The sequence below is a fragment of the Streptomyces sp. CC224B genome (assembly GCF_030010595.1).
GTDB lineage: Bacteria > Actinomycetota > Actinomycetes > Streptomycetales > Streptomycetaceae > Streptomyces > Streptomyces longispororuber.
In genome coordinates, this window is the sequence record NZ_JASCXL010000001.1 from 183656 (window position 1) to 202022 (window position 18367).

The following is an 18367-nucleotide window of genomic DNA, read 5'->3' on the forward strand; positions in this document are numbered from 1 at the left end:
CGTCGCGGCACTGCCGTCCGGTGCTCCCGCGCGAGGTCCCGCGACCCGCGGGGCCGTGAGCGTGCTCAGGCGGCCCCCGCAAGCACCTCCGCCACCGCGATGCCGGACACGCGGGTGGCGCCGTACGTCGTCAGGTGGACGGCGCCGACCCGGTCGCCCGCGGGCACGCCCATCTCGACGACGAGGGCGTCGGGGCGGCGGCTCACCAGGCCCGTGAGCGCGCGGGACATCCAGGGGTGGCGGGCCGCGTCCCGGACGACGACGACCAGTTCCCGCCCGGTCGCGGGGGCGAGGGCGACCCGGTCCAGGAGGTCCGCCTCGCCCGCGAGTTCGGCTTCGCAGACGCGCACGGACGTGGTGCCGGGGCGCAGCGCGCGCAGCGGCTCGGCCACGCCCCACGGCGTGGCGCCGTCGACGGCGAGGCTCATCGTCGGGGACAGCTCGACGACGTGCGGGTCGGCGGTCAGGGGCAGCTTGGCGCCGGACCCGCTGTGCACGCGGACCGCGCGGCGGGCGGCGACCAGGCCGATGTCGGAGGCGTCCGGCGCGGGGGCCGCGTCCCGGCCGAGCCCGGCCGACCAGGCGGCGAACTCCCGTACCCGGTCCGCCGCCTCGGTCAGGCGCTCCTCGGGCAGGGTGCCGTCGAGCACCGCCCGCACGAGGGCGTCCCGCAGGTCGTCCGCCGTGGCCTGCTCGGCGTTCTCGCCGCCCACGCACACCGCGTCCACGCCCGCGGCGACCGCCCGGACGGTGGCCCCCGCGATGCCGTACGGGCCGGACACGGCGCCCATCTCGATGCCGTCGGTGACGACCAGGCCCCCGAAGCCGAGCCGGCCGCGCAGCACGCCGCCGAGGATCGCGGGGCTCAGCGTCGCGGGCAGCTCGGCGTCGTACGCGGGCACGAGCATGTGCGCGGTCATCACGGCGCGGACGCCCGCCTCCATCGCGGCGGTGAACGGGGGCAGCGCGGTGCGGGCGACGGTGTCCGCGTCGGCGGTGAACCGCGGCAGGCCGTGGTGCGAGTCCACGTTGGTGTCGCCGTGGCCGGGGAAGTGCTTGGCGCAGGCCGCGACCCCGGCGGACTGCAGGCCGCGGATCCAGGCGGCGGTGTGCCGGGAGACGACGTCCGTGCTCGCGCCGAAGGACCGCACGCCGATCACGGGGTTCATCGGGTTGGAGTTCACGTCCGCGCTCGGCGCGAAGTCCAGCGACACTCCGATCTCGCGCAGTCTGCGGCCGATGTCGCGGGCCACGCGCTCGGTCAGCTCGGCGTCGTCGATGGCGCCGAGGGCGAGGTTGCCCGGCCAGGAGGCGCCGGTGCGCGCGGCGATGCGGGTCACGTCGCCCGCCTCCTCGTCGATGGCCACGATCAGGTCGGGGTTCTCGGCGCGCAGCGCGTCGGTGAGCGCGGCGACCTGCTCCGGGCTCTCGATGTTGCGCCCGAACAACACCACGGAGGCCAGTCCGTCGGCGATCCTGCGCCGCACCCAGTCCGGCGCGGTGGTGCCCACGAACCCGGGCTGGAGGACGGCGTTGGCAAGACGGGTGAGGTGCGGGTGACTGGTGCTTGCCATGGGGACCTCCACAGGGGCGCGCGGCGGGCAGTGCGGTCGGCATCATCGGTGGACCGCGGCGAAGCGGGCGACCGAGCCGGATGTTGGCCTATACCAATCCGGGGTGTCAAGGAGTCCCGTTGCGTCGGTATGGCCTTAATTGCCCTGGCCGAGGGGTGACTTGCGCCCCTCCGGCGACTCGGGCACGCACCGCCTCGAAGCGCTGCGGCGTACGCGTCCACCCGCGGGCCGCGGGGCTGGCCCCGCCCGCGGTTGCGCGGGCGAGGGCGCCGGGGCAGGTCCGGGACGCCACACGGCAGCGGGAATCCGCGCTGGTGGGCGCGGGTGCCGGGTGGTCGGCCGACCGGGGCGGAGAGGGGCTGCCGACCGGGGCGGAGGGGAGGCGGCGGACGTCCGGCGGGCCGGGGCCGGACGGAGCGGGACGCATTCGGCCGACCGGAGCAGGACGGAGCGGGATGGCGGGACGGAGCAGGACGGGGCGGGACGCACCCGGCCGGCCGCTGGGGGGGGGGGGCCCGCGGTCGCCCGGCCGGACGCGCCCACGACCGTGCCGGACCCCGGGCGCCACCCGCGAGGACCGGCCACCGCGGCCAGGCGCCCCGGCGTCGACCCCCGGACGGGCGGCCCCCGTACGGGCCAACACCACGCGCCGTCCCGCGTACCCGCCGGTGGAATGGACGGGTGACGCCCCCGGACGACTGCCTGGCCCGCAACGAGTGGATCTGCGGCACGTATCTGAGCACCCGCCGCCACATCCTGCTCGACGCCGTCCTCCAGCACCTGGAGCTCACCGCCGTCTCCGTCCTGACCGCGCTGGCCGTCGCGCTGCCGCTGGCCCTCGTGGCCCGCCGCTGGAGGGTCGCGGCGGGACCCGTCCTCGGCCTGACCACCGTCCTGTACACGATCCCGTCCCTCGCGATGTTCTCGCTGCTGCTGCCCGTGTACGGCCTGTCCGCGTCGCTCGTCGTCGCCGGGCTCGTGCTCTACTCCCTCACCCTGCTCGTGCGCAACATCCTCGCCGGGCTGCGCGCCGTGCCCGAGGAGACCCGCCAGGCCGCCCGCGGCATGGGCTACGGGCCGGTCCGGCTGCTCCTGGCCGTCGAACTGCCGCTCGCGCTGCCCGCCGCCATGGCGGGCCTGCGCATCGCCACCGTCTCCGCCGTCTCGCTCGTCACCGTCGGCGCGATCGTCGGCTTCGGCGGCCTCGGCAACCTGATCTACGCGGGGATGAACACCTACTTCAAGGCGCAGGTGCTCACCGCCTCCGTGCTGTGCGTGGCCATCGCCGTGGCCGCCGACGTGCTGCTGCTCGGCGTCCAGCGGCTGCTCACGCCCTGGACGAGGGCGGCCCGCGCGTGAAGACCCTCGGCGACGCCTGGGCGTGGCTCGGCGACCCCGCGCACTGGGCGGGCGAGGACGGCATCGGGCACCGGCTCGCCCAGCACCTCGTGCTGACCGTGGTCTGCCTGCTGCTGAGCTGCCTGGTCGCACTGCCCGTCGCGCTCGTCCTCGGCCACCTCGGCAAGGGCGGGGCCCTCGCCGTCAACCTCTCCAACGCCGGCCGCGCCGTGCCGACCTTCGCGGTCCTCGTCCTGCTGCTCCTCACGCCGGTCGGCACCTGGGAGCAGGGGCCCACCGTCGTCGCCCTGGTCCTCTTCGCCGTGCCGCCGCTGCTGACCAACGCCTACGTCGGCATGCGCGGGGTCGACCGCGGCGTCGTCCAGGCGGCCCGCGGCATGGGCATGACCGGGTGGCAGCTCCTGTGGCGGGTCGAGGCGCCGCTCGCGCTGCCGCTGATCATGAGCGGGGTGCGCCTCGCCGCCGTCCAGCTCGTCGCCACCGCCACCCTCGCGGCCCTCGCGGGCGGCGGCGGGCTCGGCCGGATCATCACCGCGGGCTTCAACCTCGCCAGCACCCCGCAGGTCGTCGCCGGGGCGGTGCTCGTCGCCGCGTTCGCCCTGGTCGTCGAGGGCCTCTTCGAGGCGGCCGAGCGGCTCGCGCCCGGCCCGGCCCGGCGCCGGGGGAGGGCGCGATGACGCGGCGCCCCCGGCCGGCCCGCGCCGCCCTCGCCCTGGCCGCCCTGCTCACGGCGGCCGGCTGCGCCACGGGCCCCGCCCTGGAGCACCGCGGCGACGTCACCGGGCCGCCGGGCGACAGCGACCACCTCGTCGTCGGCTCGGCGGGCTTCACCGAGAGCGACCTGCTCGCGCACATGTACGCGCTGCTCCTGGAGGAGGCCGGGTACGACACGGAGTTCCTGTCCGTCGCCAACCGGGAGCTGTACGAACCCGCCCTGGAGGCCGGGCAGATCGACGTCGTGCCCGAGTACGCGGCGACGTTCGCCGACTGGCTGAACGCCAGGACCCACGGCGCGGACGCCGAGCCCGTCGGCTCGCCCGACCTCGGCAGGACCATGAGGGCCCTGCGGGCGCTCGCCGCGCCGCGCGGTCTGGCCGTCCTCGACCCCGGCAGGGCCGTGGACCAGAACGCGTTCGCGGTCGCCGCCTCCTACGCGCGCGAACACCGCCTCAAGACCCTCACCGACCTGGGCGCCTCGGGCCTGAAGGTGCGGCTCGCCGCGGGCGACGAGTGCGTACGGCGGCCGTACTGCGCCCCCGGGCTCGAAAAGGTGTACGGCATCGACATCACCGCCGTCGACCCGAAGGGCGTCGGCACCACCCAGGCCAAGAAGGCGGTGCAGAGCGGCCGGGACCAGATGGTCCTCACCACGTCGACGGACGCCACCCTCGACGCGTTCGGCCTCGTGCTGCTCGCCGACGACAAGCGCCTCCAGAACGCCGACGCCGTGGTCCCCGTGGTCAACCGCTCCCGCGCGGGCGGCGACCGCGTGGCCCGCGCCCTCGGCCGCCTCAACACCGTGCTCACCACAGGCGACTTGGCGGACATGAACCGCCGGGTCGACAGCTGGCGGCGCCTCCCGGAGGACGTGGCGAAGGCATACCTGAAGGACAAGGGCCTGCTGTAGAAGCCCACCACCGCGGCTGCCATCAGAAGCGCCCGCAAGGGGCGCGGGGAACTGCGCGCCCAGCCACAACGAACCGCAAGGACGGGACGCACACACGGGGCAAGGGGCACCCACGAAAAAACCAGGCAGGCTGAACAAGAGGGCAGGGGCCACCCCCGCCCCACCCCCGCTCAGCCAGCGCAGCGCTACGCGTCGGAGACGGAGGAGAACTCCACCTCCCCCCGCCCCACCCCGTGGGCCTCCGCGTCCACCGACCGCCGCAGCGCCTCGTGCAGCCTCGCCGGGGTGAGGACCCCGACGAAGCGGGCGCCGTCCACCACGGCGACCCACCCGGCGTCGTGCTGGAGCATCACGCCGAACGCCTGCTTCAGGGAGGCCCCCACGGGCAGCCAGGCGTTCATGCGGTGGGCCAGGTCGCCGACCGTGGCGCCGTCCCCGGCGAGCCTCACCTCGTCGACACCGACCCAGCCGTGCAGATCGCCGCCCGCGTCCAGGACCATCGCCCAGCGCGCGCCGTCGGCCCGCATCCGGGCCGCCGCCCGGTCGGCGGGCTCCTCCAGGCGGGCCAGCGGCGGCTGCTCCAGGTCGTCCGCCTCGATCGCGGTCACCGACAGTCGCTTCAGGCCCCGGTCGGCGCCCACGAACTCGGCGACGTACGGCGTCGCGGGCGCCCCGAGGACCGCGCCCGGCGTGTCGAACTGCTCGATGCGGCCCTGCCCGTACACCGCGACCCGGTCCCCGAGCCGCACGGCCTCCTCGATGTCGTGCGTGACCATCAGGACGGTCTTGCGCACGGTCCGCTGGAGGTGCAGGAACTCGTTCTGCAGCCGCTCCCGCACCACCGGGTCGACGGCGCCGAACGGCTCGTCCATCAGCAGCACCGGCGGGTCGGCGGCCAGCGCCCGGGCCACGCCGACGCGCTGGCGCTGCCCGCCGGAGAGCTGCTCCGGGTAGCGCGAGCCGTACGTCTTCGGGTCGAGGCCCACCAGGTCCAGGAGCTCGGCGGCGCGGGCCCGCGCCCTGGCCCGCTTCCAGCCGACGAGCGCGGGCACGGTCGCCGCGTTGTCGAGGACCGTGCGGTGCGGGAAGAGGCCGACCTGCTGGATGACGTAGCCGATGCGGCGGCGCAGCCGCACGGGGTCGACGCCCGCGATGTCCGCGCCGTCCACGAGGACGCGGCCCGACGTGGGCTCGACGAGCCGGTTGACCATCATCATGGTGGTCGTCTTGCCGCAGCCGGACGGGCCCACGAGCGTGACCAGCTCGCCCTCGGCGACCTCGAAGGAGAGGTCGTCCACGGCCGTCGTCCCGTCCGGGTAGCGCTTGGTCACATGCTCGAACCGGATCATTCCCTCACGCTAACCGCGCCCGTCACACCCCGCTCACCAGCACCACCTCCAGGGTGCGGGGCCCGTGCACGCCCTCGACCCGGTCCAGTTCGATGTCGCTGGTCGCGGACGGCCCGGAGATCCAGGTCAGCGGGCGGCGCGGGTCGAGCCGCCCGAGCGCCTCGGGCACGGACGCGACGACCTGGTCCGGGACCCGTACGACGCACACGTGGTGATCGGGGACCAGGGTGACGCGGCGGCGGCCCTGGTCGGGCGAGCCGTCCAGGACGAGCGTGCCGGTTGCGGCGATCGCGACCGCGCAGCCCGTCACCACGCTGTCGACGCGGTCCAGGTCGTACGCGGTGTCGGCCGCCCGGTCGGGAACCTGCTCCACGGCGGCCGCGGCCAGCCAGGAGGGCGGCAGGCCCGGCGGCACGAGCACCCTGCGCGCGCCGCGCCCGGCGAGCAGCCGGGCCAGCAGGTCCGCGAGGCCGTCGCCGTCCACGCGGTGCACGACGGCCCGGTAGTCCGCCAGGTTCCCGGCGAGCAGGTCGAGGACACCGGCGCCCCGCTCCTGCGCGCGGTCGCCGGGGCCGCGCCGGTAGGCGCGGGCGACGGCGTCCTCGTACGTCGCGTCCGGGTCCCGCAGGCGCGGCCCGAGGGCCCGTCCGATCCGCCCCAGGACCACGTCCCTGTCGCTCACCGCGGGCCGCCCTTCCCTGTCCGCGCACGGCTGGTCTCCGCAGGCGCGGCGTCCGTACGCGTACGGCGCCACCAGTCCCGGAATGGCTCGGCGGGCACCTCCGGCAGGTCTCTGCTCGCGCTCCACGCCCTGCCGGGCCCGGGCAGGGTGCGCGGATGGAGACCGCGGGTGCGGGACGCCAGGCGCTGGCCCGCGCGCAGCGCCTTCGGGCGCCCGAGCACCCACCGCGCGGCCCGCATCGCCGCCCGCTCGGCGGCGTGCCCCCGGGCGGGTCGCAGCCGGACCCGCACGCCCCGCCGGGTCACCTCGCCGCCCTCGACGACCCGCTCCCGCAGGTGCACCAGCACCTCGGGGATGTCGATGGCGACCGGGCACACGTCGTAGCACGCGCCGCACAGCGAGGACGCGTAGGGCAGCGAGGCGTCGAGCGCGCTCCGCGTCCCGCGGAGCTGCGGACCGAGGACGGCGCCGATGGGCCCGGGGTACACCGAGCCGTAGGCGTGCCCGCCCGCCCGCTCGTACACCGGGCACACGTTGAGACACGCCGAGCAGCGGATGCAGCGCAGCACCTGGCGGCCGACGTCGTCGGCGAGGGTGTCGGTGCGGCCGTTGTCGAGCAGCACCAGGTGGAAGGCGCGCGGCCCGTCACCTTCCCCGGCTGGACCGTCGCTCGTGCCGGTCCACATCGACGTGTACGGGTTCATACGCTCGGCCGTGGCGGAGCGGGGGAGCGTCTGGAGGAAGACCTCCAGGTCCCGCCACGTGGGCACGACCTTCTCGATGCCGACGACGGAGATGAGGGTCTCCGGCAGCGTCAGGCACATGCGGCCGTTGCCCTCGGACTCGACGACGACGAGCGTGCCGGTCTCGGCGACCATGAAGTTGGCGCCCGAGATGCCGACCTTGGCGCGCAGGAACTTCTCCCGCAGGTGCAGCCGCGCGGCCTCGGCGAGGTCGGCGGGGGTGTCGGTGAGCCCGTCCGGGGCGGGGCGGCCCCAGCGCCCCATCTCGGTGCGGAAGATGTCCCGGATCTCGCCGCGGTTGCGGTGGACGGCGGGGACCAGGATGTGCGAGGGCCGGTCCCGGCCGAGCTGCACGATCAGCTCGGCGAGGTCGGTCTCGTAGGCGCGGATGCCCGCGGCCTCCAGGGCCTCGTTGAGGCCGATCTCCTGCGTGGCCATGGACTTGACCTTGACGACCTCCCGCTCGCCGGTCTCCTTGACGAGCCGGGTCACGACGCGGTTGGCCTCGTCGGCGTCGGCCGCCCAGTGCACGGTGCCGCCCGCCGCCGTGACCGCCTCCTCCAGGCGCACCAGGTAGTGGTCGAGGTGGCGCAGCGTGTGGTCCTTGATGCGCTTGCCCGCCTCGCGCAGCTCCGCCCAGTCGTCCAGCTCGGCGACGGCGCGGGCGCGCTTGTCGCGGATGGTGTGCGTGGCGTGGCGGAGGTTGGCGCGCAGGGTGGCGTCGCGCACGGCGGCGCGGGCGGCCTCCGGAAAGGCGGGAGCGGCGGACGGGGGAGGGAACCCGGCGCGGGCGGACGCGGACGGCGCGCCGCCGGGGGGCGGAGGGGACGCGCCGCCGGCGCGGGGGCGCGGCCCGGGCATGCCCAGGAAGGTGCCGCTCATGCCAGGACCTCCTCCGTGCTCGCCAGGATCTCCGCGATGTGCACCGGCCGCATGCCGGTCCGCAGCCGCGCCATCGTGCCGCCGAGGTGCATCAGGCAGGAGTTGTCCGCCGCGCACAGCACGTCGGCGCCGGTGGACCGGGCCTGCCGCACCTTGTCGGCGCCCATCGCCGCCGAGACGTCGGGGTTCTTCACCGCGAACGTGCCGCCGAAGCCGCAGCATTCGTCGGCGCCCGGCAGCTCCACCAGATCGAGCCCGCGCACGGCCCGCAGCAGCCGCACCGGCCGCTCGCCGAGGCCGAGCGAGCGCAGGCCGTGGCAGGTGGGGTGGTACGTCACCGTGTGCGGGTAGTACGCGCCGACGTCGGTGACGCCGAGGACGTCCACGAGGAACTCGGTGAGCTCGTACGTCCTCGCCACCACGGGCGCCAGGGCCGTCGCGAGCCCGCCGCCGCGGCCTTCGGCCCGCGCCCGCTCACCGAGGCGCGGGTAGAGTTCCCGCACCATCGCGCCGCACGATCCGGAGGGCGTCACGATCGCCTCGTAGCCCCGGAAGACATCGGAGAAGTGCCGGGCCAGCGGTTCGGCCTGGTGGCGGTAGCCGGTGTTGTAGTGGGCCTGGCCGCAGCAGGTCTGCGCCTCCGGGAAGTCCACGTCGACGCCCAGCCTGGTCAGCAGCTTCACGGTGGCACGGCCGGTGTTCGGGTACAGCGTGTCGTTGACGCAGGTCAGGAAGAGAGCGATACGCAAGGCGCGTGCCTCCTCGTCGATCATCGGATGTATGGGCAGCGTAATCTGACGGGGGCGCCTGGGGGAGCCCTCGCGTCCGACCGGCCCGCCCGCGCACCCGGGCGGGCCCCTGACCTGCTGCAGCCGCGCCGCAGCCGTGCCGCAGACGTGCCGGAGGAGTCGCCTTGACCGTGACCTACCGTCAGTACCGCCAGCCCGGGGTCGTGCTGACCGACCGCCGCTTCCGCGTGCCGCTCGACCACGGCGACCCGGCGGGGGAGCAGATCGAGCTGTTCGCCCGGGAGTGCGTGGCCGCCTCCCGGCAGGACGCGCGGCTGCCCTGGCTGGTGTACCTCCAGGGCGGCCCCGGCTTCGGCGCGCACCGGTTCGCCGGCGCCCAGGCCTGGCTCGGGCGGGCCCTGCGCGACTACCGCGTGCTGCTCCTCGACCAGCGCGGCACCGGCGCCTCCACGCCCGCCAACCGCCAGACGCTGCCGCTGCGCGGCGGCCCCCGCGAACAGGCCGACTACCTGCGGCACTTCCGCGCCGACGCGATCGTGCGGGACTGCGAGGCGATCCGCCGCGAGGTCACCGGCGGCGCCCCCTGGACCGTCCTCGGCCAGAGCTTCGGCGGCTTCTGCGCCGTCCACTACCTCTCGGCCGCGCCCGAGGGCCTGGACGCCGCGCTGATCACCGGCGGCCTGCCGACGCTGGACGGGCACGCGGACGACGTCTACCGCGCCGCCTACCCGCGCATGGAGCGCAAGTCCCTGGCCCACTACGCCCGTTACCCGGGGGAAGTCGAGCGCGCCCGGCGGATCGCCGAGTACGCCGCCGAGCACGAGCCGGTCCTGAACGGCGGCTACCGCCTCACCGCCGAGGCCTTCCAGTCCCTCGGCATCCTCCTCGGCACCGGCGACGGCAGCCACCGCCTGCACTACCTCCTGGAGGACGCCTTCGTCCGCACCGCCGCGGGACCGGCCCTCTCGGACGCCTTCCAGGAGCAGGTCCAGGCCCTGCTGTCGTACGCGGCGCACCCGTTGTACGCCGTCCTGCACGAGGCCTGCTACGCGCAGGACGGGCGGCCCACCGCCTGGTCCGCCGAGCGGGTGCGGGCCGAGTTCCCCCGGTTCGACGCGGGCAAGAGCCTCGCGGGCGGCGAACCGGTCCTGTTCACCGGGGAGGCCGTCCAGCGCTGGATGTTCGACTGCGACCCGGCGCTGCGGCCGCTGCGCGAGACCGCGGACCTGCTCGCCGCGCGCACCGACTGGGTCCCGCTGTACGACGCCGAGCGCCTCGCCGCGAACGACGTGCCGGTGGCGGCCGCCGTCTACCACGACGACCTGTACGTCGACACCGCCGACTCCCTGCGCACCGCACGCGCCATCCGGGGCCTGCGCACCTGGGTCACGGACGAGTACGAGCACGACGGACTGCGCGCGAGCGGCCCCCGGGTCCTCGACCGGCTCCTCGGCCTCGTCCGGGGCGAGATCTGATGCCGTGAAGGGCACGGGTGCCGCTGGATAGGGTGCGCGCATGACCGAGCCGCAGCACACCAGCACGACCGGGCCCGCCCCGCTGGCCCCCATGCCCGAGGACTGGCAGCGGGCCCTCGCCGTCGTCGCCCACCCCGACGACCTGGAGTACGGCTGCTCCGGGGCGATCGCCTCCTGGACGGACGCCGGGCGCGAGGTGGCGTACCTCCTCGCGACCCGGGGCGAGGCGGGCATCGACACCCTGGCGCCCGCCGAGGCCGGGCCGCTGCGCGAGCGGGAGCAGCGCGCGAGCGCGGCCGTCGTCGGCGTGCGCACCGTCGAGTTCCTCGACCACGCCGACGGTGTGATCGAGTACGGCACGGCGCTGCGCCGCGACATCGCCGCCGCGATCCGCAGGCACCGGCCCGAGCTGGTCGTGACGCTCAACTACCAGGACACGTGGGGCGGCGGAGCCGCCTGGAACACCCCGGACCACGTCGCCGTCGGCCGCGCCACCATGGACGCGGTCGCCGACGCGGGCAACCGCTGGATCTTCCCCGACCTCGCCGAGCGGGGCCTGGAGCCGTGGAACGGGGTGCGCTGGGTCGCCGTGGCCGGCACGGACCGGCCGACGCACGCGGTGGACGCCCGGCCGGGTCTGGAGCGTTCCGTCCGGTCCCTGCTGGAGCACCGCGCCTACCTGGAGGCGCTCACCGACGAGGATCCGGAGGAGTACTGCCGCTCCTTCCTCACCGGCTTCGCCGAGCAGCTCGCGCCGCGCTTCGACGGGGTCCCCGCGGTGGCCTTCGAGGTCTTCGCCCGTTGATGCGGGTTTGACATACCGCGTTGCTGATTCTGCAATGAGCGCATGGGATCCGCAGAGAGTCACACGCACGGGAGCCAGGCGCAGGGCAGCGGTCGGGCGTCCGCGAGCCGGGCGTCCGCGAGCCGGGCGTCCGCGAAGCAGGCGCAGGGGAGCCAGGTGCCCGCGAGTCAGGCGGAGGGCGGTCAGGCGCACGAGGGCGACGGCGGGGAGACCGACAAGGTCCTCACCGCCGTCGGGCCGCGCCTGCGCAGGATTCGCAAGGAGCGCGGCGCGACGCTTGCCGAGCTGTCCGCCGCCACCGGCATCTCCGTCAGCACGCTCTCGCGCCTGGAGTCGGGCGGGCGCAGGCCGAGCCTGGAACTGCTGCTGCCCATCGCCCGCGCCCACCAGGTCCCGCTGGACGAACTCGTCGGTGCCCCGCCCGTCGGCGACCCCCGCGTCCGGGCCAAGCCCATCGTCCGCCACGGCCGCACGATGGTGCCCCTCACCCGCCAGCCCGGCGGACTCCAGGCGTACAAGGTGATCGAACCACCCCGGACCGCGGTGGAGCCCGACCCGCGCACGCACGAGGGGTACGAGTGGCTGTACGTCCTGTCGGGGCGGCTGCGCCTCGTCCTCGGCGAGCACGACGTGGTGCTCACCGCGGGGGAGGCCGCCGAGTTCGACACCCGGGTGCCGCACTGGTTCGGTGCCACCAGCGAGGGTCCGGCCGAGTACCTCAGCCTGTTCGGGCCGCAGGGGGAGCGCATGCACGTCCGGGCCAAGCCCAAGGCGCGGCCGGGGGCGTCCGGGTGACCCTGTTCCGCTGAGGCAAGCGACCGCTTAGTATGCGCGGGTACGGTCCGCTACCGCCCCGTGGAGGCCCCGCATGCACGCATGGCACGTACCCCGTAACGGCGAGCCGGGCGAGGTGATGCGGCTGACCGAGGCGGACACCCCGGTGCCCGGTGACGGCCAGGTGCTGCTCAAGGTCCGCGCCGCGAACGTCAACTTCCCCGACGCGCTGCTGTGCCGGGGGCAGTACCAGATCACCCCGCCGCTGCCGTTCACGCCCGGCGTGGAGATCTGCGGCGAGACCCCCGACGGGCGGCGCGTCATCGCCAACCCCGCCCTGCCGCACGGCGGTTTCGCCGAGTACGCGCTCGCGGACGCCGCCGCCCTGCTGCCCGCGCCGGACGCCCTCGACGACGCCGAGGCCGCCGCCCTGCACATCGGCTACCAGACCGGCTGGTTCGGCCTGCACCGGCGGGCCCGGCTCCAGGCGGGCGAGACGCTGCTCGTGCACGCGGCCGCGGGCGGCGTCGGCAGCGCCGCCGTCCAGCTCGGCAAGGCCGCGGGCGCCCGCGTCATCGGCGTCGTCGGCGGCCGGGACAAGGCGCGGGCCGCCCGCGAGCTCGGCTGCGACGTGGTCGTGGACCGGCGCGAGGACGACGTGGTCGCGGCGGTGAAGGACGCCACCGGCGGCCGCGGCGCCGACGTGGTCTACGACCCCGTCGGCGGCGAGGCGTACACGCAGTCCGCCAAGTGCGTGGCCTTCGAGGGCCGCGTCCTCGTCGTCGGTTTCGCGAGCGGCACCATCCCGGCGCCCGCCCTCAACCACGCCCTGGTGAAGAACTACTCCATCGTCGGCCTGCACTGGGGCCTGTACGCGGCCAAGGACCCGCGCGCGATCCTCGACTGCCACGAGCGCCTCACCGACCTGGCCGCCAAGGGCGCCGTCAAGCCGCTGGTCAGCGAGCGCGTGCCACTCGCCGGCGCGGCCGCCGCGGTGCAGCGCGTCGCCGACGGCGTCACCACCGGCCGCGTGGTCGTCCTGCCCCGCCTCACCGAGGGAGCGCCCGCATGACACCCACCGCGCCCGACGCCGCCGAACTGCGGCGCCGCACCCGCGACTTCCTCGCGGCCCACCCGCCCGCGACCACCGACCGGGCGGACTTCCTGAGCGCCCGGTTCGACGCCGGCCTCGCCTGGGTGCACTACCCCGAAGGCCTCGGCGGCCTCGGCGCGCCACGCTCCCTCCAGGCCGTCGTGGACGACGAGCTCCAGGCCGCGGGCGCCCCCGACAACGACCCGCGGCGCATCGGCATCGGCCTCGGGATGGCCGCGCCGACGATCCTCCAGTACGGCACCGAGGACCAGAAGCGGCGCTTCCTCAAACCCCTGTGGGTCGGCGAGGAGGTCTGGTGCCAGCTCTTCAGCGAGCCCGGCGCGGGCTCCGACCTCGCCGCGCTCGGCACCCGCGCCATCCGCGACGGTGGGGGCGGCTGGGTGGTCAACGGGCAGAAGGTGTGGACCTCCAGCGCCCACCTCGCCCGCTGGGCCATCCTCATCGCCCGCACCGACCCGGACGCGCCCAAGCACCGCGGCATCACGTACTTCGTCTGCGACATGACCGACCCGGGCGTCGAGGTGCGGCCGCTGCGGCAGATCACCGGCGAGGCGGAGTTCAACGAGGTCTTCCTCACCGACGTGCGCGTCCCCGACACCCACCGGCTCGGGGACGTCGGCGACGGCTGGCGCGTCGCGCAGACCACCCTGATGAACGAGCGCGTCGCCATCGGCGGCCTGCGCCTGCCGCGCGAGGGCGGCATGATCGAGCCCGTCGCCCGGGCCTGGCGCGAGCGCCCCGAGCTGCGCACCCACGACCTGCACCAGCGCCTGCTCACCCTCTGGGTCGAGGCCGAGGTCGCCCGGCTCACCGGCGAGCGCCTGCGCCAGCAGCTCGTCGCGGGCCAGCCGGGGCCCGAGGGCTCCGGCATGAAGCTCACCTTCGCCCGCCTCAACCAGGAGATCAGCGGCCTGGAGGTGGAACTCCTCGGCGAGGAGGGCCTGCTGTACGACGACTGGACCCTGCGGCGCCCGGAGCACGTCGACTTCACGGGGCGCGAGGCGGGCTACCGCTATCTGCGCGCCAAGGGCAACAGCATCGAGGGCGGGACGAGCGAGGTCCTGCTGAACATCGTCGCCGAGCGCGTCCTGGGCCTGCCGCCGGAGCCGCGCACCGACAAGGACGTCGCCTGGAAGGACCTGAGCCGATGAACGCCCCGAGCGACCTGCTGTACACCGAGGACGAGGAGGCGCTGCGCGCGGCCGTGCGTGACCTGCTCGCCGACCGGTGCGACGCCGCCGCCGTCCTCGCCCGCACCGAGTCCCCCCGGCCGCACGACCGCGAGCTGTGGAAGACCCTGGCCGAGGGCATGGGCCTGGCGGGCCTGCTCGTCCCCGAGGAGCGCGGCGGCCAGGGCGCCACGCACCGCGAAGCCGCCGTGGTCCTGGAGGAGCTGGGCCGCGTGGTGGCGCCGGTGCCCTATCTGACGAGCGCGGTCGTCGCCACCGAGACGCTGCTCGGCTGCGCGGGCGGCACGGCGGCCGAACTCCTCGCCGCCCTGGCGTCGGGCCGCACGATCGGCGTCCTCGCGGTCAGTCTCGCCACGGCCCCGGACGCGGCTCCCGTACGCCCGGGGGCCGCAGCGCCGCACGACGCCCCCGTACACCCCCGCGACGAGGCGCCGCACGGCACTCCCGCACCCGGTGAGGGCGGCGCGCCCCACGGCACCCCCGTACGCCACCAGGGCGGCGCGCTGCACGGCACCGTGACGGGTGTCGCCGACGCGGGCGCCGCCGACGTGCTGCTGGTCCCCGCCGACGGCGGTCTGTATGCCGTCGAGGCGGACCGGGACGGGGTCACGGTGACCCCGCGCACCTCCCTCGACCGCACCCGGCCGCTCGCCACGGTCACCCTCCGCGGGGCCGTCGCGCGGCCCCTGACCGAGGACGCCGGGGAAGCGGCGGCGGCCGTCCGCCGCGGCCTGCGCTCCGGCGCCGGGCTCCTCGCCTCCGAACAGCTCGGCCTCGCCGAGTGGTGCCTGGCGGAAACGGTCCGGTACACCAAGGAGCGGCACCAGTTCAACCGGCCCGTCGGCTCCTTCCAGGCGCTCAAGCACCGTCTCGCCCGGCTCTGGCTCGACGTCGTCCACACCCGTGCCGCCGCCCGGCACGCCGCGGCCGCCCTCGCCACCGGCGGGGACGAGCCGGACCTCGCGGCCGCGCTCGCCCAGGCCTACGCCGGGCCCGTGGCCGTCCGCGCCGCCGAGGAGGCGCTCCAGTTGCACGGCGGCATTGGCATGACCTGGGAGCACCCCGTCCATCTGTACCTGAAGCGGGCCAAGGCCGACGCGATCGCCTTCGGCACGGCGGGCCGGCACCGCGAGACCCTGGCGGCCCTTGTGGACCTTCCCGCTCCGGTTGCGCCCTGACCTGGACGGGAACCGGTCACCGTACGGGACCCGAGGCGGACACCCCCCGGCCGTGAGGCATAATTGCGAGTCGTTCGCAAGAAGGATTGATCTTCAGTAGGGGTGTGGAGCATGAGGGCCCGATCCATACGGACCACGGGCGCGGTCGCGGCGTCCGCCGCCCTGGCGGTCGCCGCGTCGGCCTGTTCGGCGCCGGACGACGGCAAGGGCGCCGACGGCGCCAAGGACTCGGCCGTCGTCGGCATCGCCTACGAGCCCGAGACCCTCAGCCCGCTCCTCGGCTACGGCAAGGACGGCAACTCCAAGATCTTCGACGGGCTGCTCACGCACGACGCGGACATGAAGCTGAAGCCCGCGCTCGCCGCGAAGCTGCCGAAGGTCGGCGACGGCGGCAGGACGTACACCTACGAACTGCGCAAGGGCGTCAAGTTCAGCGACGGCAAGCCCTTCACCGCCAAGGACGTCGTCTTCACGTACGAGACCATCCTCGACAAGAAGACGAACAACGCCTCCAAGACCGAGCTGGACGCCCTGAAGAGCGTCGAGGCCAAGGGCGACGGCACCGTCGTCTTCCACCTCAAGTACCCCTACGCGCCGTTCGCCGAGCGCACCGTCCTGCCCATCGCGCCCGAGCACGTCGCGGGCAAGCAGGACGTGAACAAGGGCGACTTCTCCACCAAGCCGATCGGCACCGGACCGTACGAGCTGGTGAAGTGGTCCAAGGGCGAGAAGCTCGTCTTCAAGGCCAACCCCGACTACTGGGGCGGCGCGCCGAAGATCAAGAACTTCACCATGGCGATCATCAAGGACGACGACGTGCGCGCCACCCGGCTGCGCACCGGCGACCTCGACGGCGCCATCCTGCCGCCCAACCTCGCCAAGACCTTCAAGGGCGACGGCGACAAGAAGACGTACGCCGCCAAGACCTTCGACTACCGCGTCGTGACGCTGCCGACCGGCAACAAGGTCGCGGGCGACACCGCCGTCCGGCGCGCCCTCGACCTCGGCGTCGACCGCAAGGCCATGGTCGACTCCATCCTCGAAGGCGCGGGCAAGGAGGCCTACGGCCCCGTCCCGACGGACAGCCCCTGGTTCACCAAGGGCACCGAGCGGACCTTCGACGCGGCCAAGGCGAAGAAGATCCTCGACGACGCGGGCTGGAAGCCCGGCAAGGACGGCATCCGCGAGAAGGACGGCGTCAAGGCGGCCTTCCCGCTCTGGTACCTCACCGGCGACAAGCTCCGCCAGGAGCACGCCCTCGCCTACGCCTCCGACGCCAAGAAGCTCGGCATCAAGATCGAGGTGCAGTCCGGGACCTGGGAGGTCATCGAGCCGCGCATGCCCAAGGACGCCGTCCTCGCGGGCGGCGGCTCCCCGGCCGACCCCGACTTCGACCAGTACACCCTCCTGAAGTCCTCCCTCGCCGGGGACGGCTTCAACAACATGGCGCACTACGACAACCCCACGGTCGACAAGGCCCTGGAGGACGCCCGCAGGAGCGGCGACCACGCGAAGCGCCAGGCCGCGTACGACACCATCCAGCGCGAGCTGGTGAAGAACCCCGGCTACACCTTCCTCACCCACATCGACCACCTGTACGTGGTGGACAAGGCCTTCGGCAACCTGTCCACCCAGGTCGAGCCGCACGACCACGGCCTGGCCTCCGGCCCGTGGTGGAACGTCGAGGACTGGCAGCCGCAGAAGTGACCTCCGCGTCCGACACACGGCGCCCCCGGGGTACCCGCCGGGTCCCCTGGGGGCCCATGGCCCGGCTCGTGGGACGGCGGGCCGTGTTCGCCGTCCCGGTGCTGCTCGTCGTGACCTTCGGCGTCTTCGCCGTCGCCGACGCCTCGCCCTTCGACCCGGTCAAGGCCTACGCGGGCACGGCCGGGCTCACCGCGTCCCAGGAGAACCTCGACCAGCTGCGCGCCAACCTCGGCGTCGACAAGCCCCTCGTCGGCCGCTGGTGGGACTGGCTCACCGCCGCCCTCCAGGGCGACCTCGGCGACTCCAGCACGCTGCGCCAGCCCGTCGCCGACGCCATCGCCGAGCGCGTCGGCTGGTCGGTGCTGCTCGCCGCCACCGCGTTCGTCGTCGCGATCCTGGCCGGCAGCGCCCTCGGCGTGCTCGCCGCGCGCCGCCCCGGCGGCTGGCTCGACCGGTGCGTCACCTCGCTCGCCTACACCCTGGAGGCCGCCCCGCCGTTCTGGCTCGGGCTGCTCGCCATGTGGCTGTTCGCCCTGAAGCTCGACGTGCTGCCCGCCGGCGGGCTCACCGACACCGCCAGCACGACCGTGACGTTCGGCCAGGTCACCAGCCACCTGGCCCTGCCCGCCACGGTCCTCGCCATCTCGCAGCTCCCGTGGTTCGTCCTGTACGTCCGCCAGGGCGTCGGCGACGCGCTCGGCGACGACCCCGTGCGCGGCGCCCGCGCCCGCGGCCTCGCCGAGCGCACCGTCCTGCTGCACCACGCCTTCCGCTCCGGCATGCTGCCGGTGCTCACGCTCATCGGCTCCCGCGTGCCCGAACTCATCACCGGCGCGCTCCTCGTGGAGACCGTCTTCAGCTGGCCCGGCATCGCCGCGGCCACCGTGGGGGCCGCCACCTCCGTGGACTTCCCGCTGCTCGCCGCGCTCACCGCGCTCGCGACGGCCGCCGTGCTGCTCGGCAACCTGCTCGCGGACCTGCTGTACGGACTCGCCGACCCGAGGGTGGGATTCGATGGCTGAGACCACCGCCTGGCGGTGGGGGGGGGGGGGGGGGGGGGGGGGGGCCGCGCCGACCCCCCCCCCGCCGGGGGGGGGGGGGGGGGGCGCCCGGCGGGGCACCCCCGCGGGGGGGCGGGCGGGAGGGGGGGGGCCCCGGG

At 75.1% G+C, this 18367-nt stretch carries 16 protein-coding genes; 11 read left to right on the top strand and 5 right to left on the bottom strand.

The window, feature by feature from the left end:
* Window positions 1-65 precede the first annotated feature (65 nt).
* A complete protein-coding gene (locus tag QK440_RS01100) occupies window positions 66-1574 on the bottom strand; it encodes a glycoside hydrolase family 3 protein (protein WP_282790999.1) in 1509 nt (502 codons plus the stop codon).
* Between the two features lie 681 nt (window positions 1575-2255).
* Between QK440_RS01100 and QK440_RS01105 the strand changes: the two genes are divergently transcribed.
* From QK440_RS01105 to QK440_RS01115, 3 genes are read left to right on the top strand one after another with little or no spacing between them, the layout of a single operon-like run.
* Window positions 2256-2933 (top strand): ABC transporter permease, encoded by a 678-nt coding sequence (locus QK440_RS01105; protein WP_282791000.1) that lies wholly within the window; start codon window positions 2256-2258, stop codon window positions 2931-2933.
* Entirely contained in the window at window positions 2930-3610 is a 681-nt protein-coding gene (locus QK440_RS01110) for an ABC transporter permease subunit (protein WP_282791001.1), read from the top strand. The genes QK440_RS01105 and QK440_RS01110 overlap by 4 nt, the downstream gene beginning before the upstream one ends.
* A complete protein-coding gene (locus QK440_RS01115; RefSeq protein WP_282791002.1) occupies window positions 3607-4560 on the top strand; it encodes an ABC transporter substrate-binding protein in 954 nt (317 codons plus the stop codon). The genes QK440_RS01110 and QK440_RS01115 overlap by 4 nt, the downstream gene beginning before the upstream one ends.
* 185 nt (window positions 4561-4745) lie before the next feature.
* On the opposite strand, the gene QK440_RS01120 is transcribed toward QK440_RS01115, so the two are convergent.
* Genes QK440_RS01120 through QK440_RS01135 form a run of 4 tightly spaced genes read right to left on the bottom strand, consistent with a single transcriptional unit; the run spans window position 4746 to window position 8965 of the window.
* Window positions 4746-5909 carry a betaine/proline/choline family ABC transporter ATP-binding protein gene (locus QK440_RS01120; RefSeq protein ID WP_282791003.1) on the bottom strand — a complete coding sequence of 388 codons (1164 nt, stop codon included), beginning with the start codon at window positions 5907-5909 and terminating at the stop codon, window positions 4746-4748.
* A 22-nt stretch (window positions 5910-5931) separates the two neighbouring features.
* Complete coding sequence (locus QK440_RS01125) at window positions 5932-6591, bottom strand: LUD domain-containing protein (protein WP_282791004.1); 660 nt, start codon at window positions 6589-6591, stop codon at window positions 5932-5934.
* Window positions 6588-8216, bottom strand: a complete 1629-nt coding sequence (locus QK440_RS01130; RefSeq protein ID WP_282791005.1) for a lactate utilization protein B — start codon at window positions 8214-8216, stop codon at window positions 6588-6590. The genes QK440_RS01125 and QK440_RS01130 overlap by 4 nt, the downstream gene beginning before the upstream one ends.
* Window positions 8213-8965 carry a (Fe-S)-binding protein gene (locus tag QK440_RS01135; RefSeq protein ID WP_282791017.1) on the bottom strand — a complete coding sequence of 251 codons (753 nt, stop codon included), beginning with the start codon at window positions 8963-8965 and terminating at the stop codon, window positions 8213-8215. Before QK440_RS01135 ends, QK440_RS01130 begins: the two co-directional genes overlap by 4 nt.
* A 164-nt stretch (window positions 8966-9129) precedes the next feature.
* On the opposite strand from QK440_RS01135, the gene QK440_RS01140 reads away from it, so the two are divergent.
* The 8 genes from QK440_RS01140 (at window position 9130) to QK440_RS01175 (ending at window position 18230) form a co-directional block, all read left to right on the top strand.
* The gene (locus QK440_RS01140; RefSeq protein WP_282791006.1) at window positions 9130-10440 is read left to right on the top strand and encodes an alpha/beta fold hydrolase; all 1311 of its coding nucleotides are present in this window, start codon (window positions 9130-9132) and stop codon (window positions 10438-10440) included.
* Between the two features lie 40 nt (window positions 10441-10480).
* Window positions 10481-11245, top strand: coding sequence for a PIG-L deacetylase family protein (locus QK440_RS01145; RefSeq protein WP_282791007.1), 765 nt, complete (start codon window positions 10481-10483; stop codon window positions 11243-11245).
* Between the two features lie 243 nt (window positions 11246-11488).
* The gene (locus QK440_RS01150) at window positions 11489-12040 is read left to right on the top strand and encodes an XRE family transcriptional regulator (protein WP_282791018.1); all 552 of its coding nucleotides are present in this window, start codon (window positions 11489-11491) and stop codon (window positions 12038-12040) included.
* 73 nt (window positions 12041-12113) lie between these two features.
* Complete coding sequence (locus QK440_RS01155; RefSeq protein ID WP_282791008.1) at window positions 12114-13091, top strand: NADPH:quinone oxidoreductase family protein; 978 nt, start codon at window positions 12114-12116, stop codon at window positions 13089-13091.
* On the top strand, window positions 13088-14284 hold the full coding sequence (locus QK440_RS01160) for an acyl-CoA dehydrogenase family protein (RefSeq protein ID WP_282791009.1): 1197 nt from the start codon (window positions 13088-13090) through the stop codon (window positions 14282-14284). The genes QK440_RS01155 and QK440_RS01160 overlap by 4 nt, the downstream gene beginning before the upstream one ends.
* The gene (locus tag QK440_RS01165) at window positions 14281-15501 is read left to right on the top strand and encodes an acyl-CoA dehydrogenase family protein (protein ID WP_282791010.1); all 1221 of its coding nucleotides are present in this window, start codon (window positions 14281-14283) and stop codon (window positions 15499-15501) included. The genes QK440_RS01160 and QK440_RS01165 overlap by 4 nt, the downstream gene beginning before the upstream one ends.
* A 111-nt stretch (window positions 15502-15612) precedes the next feature.
* Complete coding sequence (locus QK440_RS01170; protein WP_282791011.1) at window positions 15613-17208, top strand: ABC transporter substrate-binding protein; 1596 nt, start codon at window positions 15613-15615, stop codon at window positions 17206-17208.
* A 56-nt stretch (window positions 17209-17264) separates the two neighbouring features.
* Window positions 17265-18230, top strand: a complete 966-nt coding sequence (locus tag QK440_RS01175) for an ABC transporter permease (RefSeq protein ID WP_282791012.1) — start codon at window positions 17265-17267, stop codon at window positions 18228-18230.
* Window positions 18231-18367 lie beyond the last annotated feature (137 nt).

Bases quoted from the DNA above. Each gene is read 5' to 3' on its own strand.
- QK440_RS01100 (WP_282790999.1), bottom strand. From the start codon at position 1,574: ATGGCAAGCACCAGTCACCCGCACCTCACCCGTCTTGCCAACGCCGTC.
- QK440_RS01155 (WP_282791008.1), top strand. From the start codon at position 12,114: ATGCACGCATGGCACGTACCCCGTAACGGCGAGCCGGGCGAGGTGATG.
- QK440_RS01115 (WP_282791002.1), top strand. From the start codon at position 3,607: ATGACGCGGCGCCCCCGGCCGGCCCGCGCCGCCCTCGCCCTGGCCGCC.
- QK440_RS01165 (WP_282791010.1), top strand. From the start codon at position 14,281: ATGAACGCCCCGAGCGACCTGCTGTACACCGAGGACGAGGAGGCGCTG.
- QK440_RS01145 (WP_282791007.1), top strand. From the start codon at position 10,481: ATGACCGAGCCGCAGCACACCAGCACGACCGGGCCCGCCCCGCTGGCC.
- QK440_RS01170 (WP_282791011.1), top strand. From the start codon at position 15,613: ATGAGGGCCCGATCCATACGGACCACGGGCGCGGTCGCGGCGTCCGCC.
- QK440_RS01130 (WP_282791005.1), bottom strand. From the start codon at position 8,216: ATGAGCGGCACCTTCCTGGGCATGCCCGGGCCGCGCCCCCGCGCCGGC.
- QK440_RS01160 (WP_282791009.1), top strand. From the start codon at position 13,088: ATGACACCCACCGCGCCCGACGCCGCCGAACTGCGGCGCCGCACCCGC.
- QK440_RS01120 (WP_282791003.1), bottom strand. From the start codon at position 5,909: ATGATCCGGTTCGAGCATGTGACCAAGCGCTACCCGGACGGGACGACG.
- QK440_RS01175 (WP_282791012.1), top strand. From the start codon at position 17,265: ATGGCCCGGCTCGTGGGACGGCGGGCCGTGTTCGCCGTCCCGGTGCTG.